Source organism: Azoarcus sp. TTM-91, assembly GCF_012911025.1.
Classification (GTDB): Bacteria; Pseudomonadota; Gammaproteobacteria; order Burkholderiales; family Rhodocyclaceae; genus Azoarcus.
This window is the reverse complement of sequence record NZ_WUEI01000170.1, coordinates 1-6,774: the sequence shown is the minus strand read 5'-3', so window position 1 is coordinate 6,774 and position 6,774 is coordinate 1. Positions and strand designations below refer to the sequence as shown.

Here is a 6,774-nt window from a genome sequence, read left to right as displayed (position 1 = left end):
CTCCCCTTCCCTCCCCCGCGAGGGGGGAGGGAGTTGCCCTCGCGCACTCTGAACCGTCTTGCGCCAGCCGGGATTTTAGTGGGCTGCTGCAGGGTGGGCCAGCCTGCGTCTGCTCGATGTGGTGCCGGCTGCGACTGGCTTGGCAGGAGGGCGGTGGGACGGACGGGGCAAGCCCGTTTCTCCGGAGAAGGGGGTGAAGTGGCGGAAGAATATGCGCTTGTTCTTACCCCGGGCTTTCATGATGCTGCGCGGTATTGCCCTGCTTGCCTTGCTCACCAGCTTGATTGCGACTTCGATGGCGGTGGTGGCTGGGTTCAATCGTTCTTATCTGTTTCCGCCCAGTACGGGGATGGTGGATTTCCTTGCCCAGAATTACATCGACCGCAGCCGCTTCGACTCTCAACAGCTGGGCAAGCTGGACAGCATCTTGCGTCGAATGAAGGGCGGTGAGCCCTATCTGGAGCGCCTGCAGGAGCAATCGCGAAAGTGGTCGGTGATCGGGTTCGGCGTGCTGGCGGTGCTGTCTTTAAGCTCGGCGGTGTTGAGCTACCGGGTGTCGAGACGACTGGGGGCCGTCATGGCCAAGGAGCAGGCCGCCGCCCAGGAGAAACGAAACAGCCCGCCGCCCGCCTGAAGGCGGAACGGCGGGCCGGGTTGCGCGAGGGCGACGCTCAGCGCTGGGCGCTGGCGAGCGCGGCGGGCGCCGAGGCAGCGGCCGCCGCCGGCGGCGCTTCCCAGCCGCCTCCCAGGGCGCGGATCAGCCCCACCGCGGCGCGGGCGCGTTCGCTGTCCAGCTGCACCGCGAGGCGGCGCTGCTGCAGCACGCTGCGGTCGGCGTCTATGACCTCGAAGTAGCTGGTGGCGCCTTCGCGGTATTGCAGCTGCGACAGGCGAGCGGTGCGTTCGGCGGCGCTCACCGCTTCGTCCTGGGCGCGGGTCTGGTCGCCGATGATGCGCAGCGCGGCCAGGTTGTCTTCCACCTCGCGGAAGGCGTTGAGCACCGTCTGGCGGTAGCGGGCGACGTCTTCCTCGTAGGCGGCGCGGCTGCGGTCCAGCTCGGCCTGGCGGCGGCCGCCGTCGAAGAGGGGCAGGGACAGGATGCCGCCGGCCAGTGGGCCGAGCAGGAAGGTACGGCTGGACCAGTCGAACAGGTCGCCCAGTTCGGCGGATTCATAGCCCAGCGCACCGGTGAGGCTGAGGCGCGGGAAGAAGGCGGCGCGGGCGACGCCGATGCGGGCGTTGGCGGCGGCCATGGCGCGCTCGGCGGCGGCAATGTCCGGCCGCCGTTCCAGCAGGCTGGAGGGCAGGCCGGGCGGCACCGCCACCGCGACGCGGGCGAGCGGCTGCGGCGGCAGGCTGAATTCCGCCGGCGACTTGCCCAGCAGCGTGGCCAGTGCGTGTTCGGCGATGGCGCGGCGGCGGGCGATGCCCAGGGATTCCGATTGCGCCGAGGCCAGCTCGGTGCGGGCGCGGGCGACGTCCAGCTCGCCGATGTCGCCGGCTTCGAAGCGGCGCTCTATCAGCCGCAGGGCTTCGCGGCGCAGGTCCACCGTGCCGCGGTAGAGCGCCTGTTCGGCGTCCAGCGCGCGGATCTCGAAATAGGCCTGGGCGACGTCCGCCTGCAGCGCCAGCAGCACCGAGCGGAACAGCGCTTCCTGCTGCTCGGTGCCGGCGGTGGCGGCTTCCACGCTGGAGGCGACGCGGCCGAACAGGTCCACCTCGTAGGCGATGTCGGCCTGGGCGCGCCACAGGGTCTGCGGCGATACCGAGGCGTCGTGCTCCAGGCCCTGGGAGGCGGGCGAGGCGCGCTGGCGGGTGGGGCCGAAGCTGGCGTTCACCTGCGGCAGGCGGTCGGCGCGGGCGCTGCCTTCCAGCGCGCGGGCCTGGGTGAGGCGGGCGGCGGCGGCCTGCAGATCCTGGTTGGCGGCCAGGGCCTGGATTTCGAGCGCGTCCAGGGTGTCGTCGGCGAACACCTTCCACCACTGGCCGCGGTGCTGGTGCTCGGCCGGCGCGGCGGCCTGCCAGCGGGCGGCGGCGGCTGGGTCCAGTTCCTTGAAGGCGGCCGGGGTTTCCACCGCCGGCCGTTCGTAGACCGGCGCCAGCGAGCAACCGGCCAGCACCAGGGCGGCGGTGAGCGCGGTGGGCAGGGTGCGGGGCAGGCGGGCGAGGGCGGCGTCCAGCCGTACCATCAGCCGGCCGCCGGGCCGGGCGGGGCCGGCGCGGAGAGCGGAGTTGTTGGAGTTCATGCTTGCGGCTCCGTGATCAGTATTCGACATGGGGCACCGTGATGGGCGCCGGATGCGGGTTGGCCGAATGCAGCTTGTGGCGGCGGTCCAGCGTGCGCAGCAGCACGTAGAACACCGGGGTGAGGAAGAGGCCGAACAGGGTCACGCCCAGCATGCCGAAGAACACCGCGATGCCCATGGCCTGACGCATCTCGGCGCCGGCGCCGAAGGAGAGCACCAGCGGCACCACGCCCATGATGAAGGCGATGGAGGTCATCAGGATGGGGCGCAGGCGCAGCCGGCTGGCTTCAATGGCGGCTTCGACCGGGTTGCGGCCCTGGATCTCTAGCTCGCGGGCGAACTCGACGATGAGGATGGCGTTCTTCGCCGACAGCCCCACCAGGACCATCAGGCCGATCTGGGTGAAGATGTTGTTGTCGCCACCGGTGAGCCAGACGCCGGTGAGGGCGGCGAGGATGCTCATCGGCACGATCATGATTACCGCCAGCGGCAGGGTCAGGCTCTCGTACTGCGCGGCCAGCACCAGGAAGACCAGCAGCACGCTGATGGGGAACACCCAGATCCCGGCGTTGCCGGCGAGGATCTTCTGGTAGGTGAGGTCCGTCCATTCAAACTTGATGCCGCGCGGCAGCGTTTCCGCGGCGATGCGCTCGGCGGCGGCTTCCGCCTGGTCGGAGGAATAGCCGGGCGCCGGGCCGCCGTTGATGTCGGCGGCGGTGTAGCCGTTGTAGCGCACCACCATCTCCGGGCCATAGCTGGGCCGCACCTGCACCAGCGAGGACAGCGGCACCATGTCGCCAGCGGCGTTGCGCGTCTTCAGCTGGCCGATGTCTTCCGGATGGGCGCGGTAGGGCGCATCCGCCTGCGCGCGCACCTGGTACACCCGGCCGAAGCGGTTGAAGTCGTTCACGTACAGCGAGCCGAGGTAGATCTGCATGGTGTCGAACACATCGGTCACCGACACGCCCAGCTGCTTGGCCTTCACCCGGTCCAGGTCCACGTCCAGCTGCGGCACGTTGATCTGGTAGTTGGTGAAGGTGGGGCCCAGCTCCGGCGCCTTGGCGGCGGCGGCAACGAAGGCCTTGGTGGCGGCGTCCAGCTCGGCGTAGCCCAGCGCGCCACGGTCTTCCAGCTGCAGCTTGAAGCCGCCCAGCGTGCCCAGGCCCAGTACCGGCGGCGGCGGGAACACGGCGACGAAGGCGTCCTGGATGGCGGCGTATTTCTGGTTCAGCGCCATGGTGATGGCGCCGGCGGACAGCTCGGCGGAGCGGCGTTCCTCGAAGGGCTTGAGGGTGACGAAGACGATGCCGGCCGAGGAGCTGTTGGTGAAGCCGTTGATGGACAGGCCGGGGAAGGCGATGGCGCTCTGCACGCCCGGCTGCTCAAGCGCGGCGGCGCTCATGCGGCGGATGACGTCTTCGGTGCGGTCCAGCGAGGCACCGTTGGGCAGCTGGGCGAAGCTCACCAGGTATTGCTTGTCCTGCGCCGGCACGAAGCCGCCGGGCACGATGTAGCCCACGCCCGCGGTGAGCGCCAGCAGCACCGCGTAGACGCCCATCACCGAGGCCTTGCGGTTGACCACGCCGGCCACGCCGCGGCCGTAGTTCTCCGAGGCGCGGTTGAAGAAGCGGTTGAAGCGGGCGAAGAAGCCGCCCAGCAGCTTGTCCATCACGCGGGTGAGGCCGTCCGGCGCGGCGTGGTGGTCCTTCAGCAGCAGCGCGGACAGGGCCGGCGACAGCGTCAGCGAGTTGAAGGCGGAGATGACCGTGGAGATGGCGATGGTCATCGCGAACTGCTTGTAGAACTGGCCGGTGAGGCCGGTCATGAAGGCCAGCGGCACGAACACCGCGACCAGCGTGAGGGCGATGGCGATGATGGGGCCGCTCACCTCCTGCATCGCGCGGTAGGTGGCGTCCCGCGGGCTGAGGCCGGCGGCGATGTTGCGCTCCACGTTCTCGACCACGACGATGGCGTCATCCACCACGATGCCGATGGCCAGCACCATGCCGAACAGCGACAGCGCGTTGATGGTGTAGCCGAACATCAGCAGCAGGGCGAAGGTGCCGATGATGGACACCGGCACCGCCAGCAGCGGAATGATGGAGGCGCGCCAGGTCTGCAGGAACAGGATGACCACCAGCACCACCAGGGCCACCGCTTCCAGCAGGGTGGTGATGACCGCCTTGATGCTGGAGCGCACGAACTGGGTGGGGTCGTACTCGATGCGGTAATCCACGCCGGCGGGGAAGTCCTGCCGCAGCTCGGCCATGGCCGCGCGCACCTGCTCCGACACCGACAGCGCGTTGGCGCCGGGCGACTGCATGATGCCCATGCCGATGGCGGGCTTGTTGTCGAGCAGCGAGCGCAGGCCGTACTCGGAGGCGTCCAGTTCGACGCGGGCGACGTCGGACAGGCGGGTGACACCGCCGTCCGGCGAGGTCTTGAGCACGATGTCGCGGAACTGCTCTTCCGTCTGCAGCCGGCCCTGGGCATTCACCGAGAACTGCAGCGGCACGCCGGGCAGGGTGGGCGAGGCGCCGATCACGCCGGCGGCCACCTGCACGTTCTGCTCGCGGATGGCGGCCACCACGTCGGTGGCGGTGAGGCCGCGCTGGGCCACTTTCTGCGGGTCCAGCCACACGCGCATGGCGTAGTTGCCGGCGCCCCAGATGGCGACCTCGCCCACGCCCTGGATGCGCGCCAGCCGGTCCTTCACGTTCAGCACCGCGTAGTTGCGCAGGTAGGTGGCGTCGTAGCGGTCGTCCGGCGACAGCAGGTGCACCACCAGCGTCAGCGTCGGCGAGCTTTTCACCGTGGTCACGCCCAGGCGCTGCACGTCCTCCGGCAGCCGCGGCAGGGCCTGGGAGACGCGGTTCTGCACCAGCTGCTGGGCCTTGTCCGGGTCGATGCCGAGGCGGAAATACACCGTCAGCGTGAGGTTGCCGTCGCTGTTGGCCTGGGACTGCATGTAGATCATGTCTTCCACGCCGTTGATGGACTCCTCCAGCGGCGTGGCGACGGTTTCGGCGATGACCTTGGGGTTGGCGCCCGGGTACTGGGCGCGCACCACCACCGAGGGCGGCACCACCTCCGGGTACTCGGAGATCGGCAGCTGGAACATCGCCAGCGCGCCGGCCAGCAGTACCAGCACCGACAGCACGCCGGCGAAGATCGGCCGGTCGATGAAGAATTTGGAAATGTTCATGGCGGGAAGCTCAGCGGTTGTCGGCCAGCTTGGCAGTGCCGGGGGCGGCAGGGGCCGACATGGAGACGAGGTTGGGGGTGACCGGCTGGCCGGGGCGCACGCGCTGCAGGCCGTTCACCACGATGCGGTCGCCCGGCTGCAGGCCGTGTTCGACGATGCGCAGGCCTTCATGCACCGCGCCCAGCTTCACCTCGCGGTAGGCGGTCTGGTTGCTGTCGTTCACCACCAGCACGAAGCGCTTGGCCTGGTCGGTGCCGACGGCCTTTTCGTCGATCAGGATGGCGTCGCGCGGGGCGGCACCGCCCAGGCGTATGCGGGCGTAGAGCCCAGGCAGCAGGCGGCCGTCCGGGTTGTCGAACACCGCCCGCACGCGGATGGTGCCGGAGGAGGTGTCCATGCGGTTGTCGATGGAGCTGACCTTGCCGCTGCGGGAGTAGCCTTCTTCGTTGGCCAGGCCCAGCTGCACCGGCACGCCGGCGCCGCCCTTGCCGTCGTTGATGACGCGGAGGAAGTTCTGCTCATCCACGTCGAAGGCGGCATACAGACGGTCCACCGACACCAGCGTGGTCAGCGCCGGCGAGGCCGGCCCGGCGGCGACGACGTTGCCCAGGGTGACCTCGGCGCGCGACACCCGGCCGGCCACCGGCGCGGTGATGCGGGTGTATTCCAGGTTGAGTCGCGCCGCTTCCAGCGCCGCGCGGGCGGCCAGGCGGTTGGCATCCGCCTCGCGGGCGGCATTCTGCTTCTCGTCGTAGTCGCGGCGGGCAATGGCGTTGTCTGCCAGCAGGCGTTCGCCGCGCGCCAGTTCGTTGGCGGTATAGGCGGCGCGGGTTTCCGCCGCGGCGAGCTGGGCGCGGGTGCGCTCCACCTCGGCGGCGTAGGGGCGGGGGTCTATGGTGAACAGCGGATCGCCCTTCTTCACCAGGCTGCCGTCGCGGAAATGCACCTCGGTGATGGTGCCGGACACGCGCGGGCGGATCTCCACCCGCTCCACCGCCTCCAGCCGGCCGGAATACTGTTGCCAGTCGGTGATGCGCTGCTCGGCCACGGCGGCGACATCCACCGTGCTGGCGGGCGCACCTTCGGCGGCGACGGCCTTGCCGTCCTGGCTGCGCAGGGTGGCGAAACCTCCCCCGAGGGCGAGAACGACGGCGACCATGCTCGCCAGGACATAGGGTTTGCGGTTGCGCGACATTGATGCGGCTCCTGTCGGGGTCGGCCTGGCCTCGGGAGGCTGGCCGATGGGTTCTTGAAAGCGTTTTGTGGTGACGGCCACCGCAGCGGCCGGGACGGGATGCAGGAAGTCGGGGCGGCAGGGAGGGG

At 69.8% G+C, this 6,774-nt stretch carries 4 protein-coding genes; 1 reads left to right on the top strand and 3 read right to left on the bottom strand.

The annotated features are described in order from the left end of the window. Positions 1–193 precede the first annotated feature (193 nt). A complete protein-coding gene (locus tag GRF61_RS22705; protein ID WP_169152896.1) occupies positions 194–634 on the top strand; it encodes a hypothetical protein in 441 nt (146 codons plus the stop codon). A gap of 37 nt (positions 635–671) precedes the next feature. Here GRF61_RS22705 and GRF61_RS22700 read toward each other — a convergent pair whose 3' ends face one another. The 3 genes from GRF61_RS22700 to GRF61_RS22690 are packed head-to-tail and all read right to left on the bottom strand — an operon-like array spanning position 672 to position 6,646. Continuing rightward, a complete protein-coding gene (locus tag GRF61_RS22700) occupies positions 672–2,246 on the bottom strand; it encodes an efflux transporter outer membrane subunit (protein WP_169152895.1) in 1,575 nt (524 codons plus the stop codon). Between the two features lie 16 nt (positions 2,247–2,262). Continuing rightward, entirely contained in the window at positions 2,263–5,451 is a 3,189-nt protein-coding gene (locus tag GRF61_RS22695) for a multidrug efflux RND transporter permease subunit (protein ID WP_169152894.1), read from the bottom strand. A gap of 10 nt (positions 5,452–5,461) precedes the next feature. Further along, positions 5,462–6,646: an efflux RND transporter periplasmic adaptor subunit gene (locus GRF61_RS22690; protein ID WP_169152893.1), complete on the bottom strand. Its 1,185-nt coding sequence runs from the start codon at positions 6,644–6,646 to the stop codon at positions 5,462–5,464. Positions 6,647–6,774 lie beyond the last annotated feature (128 nt).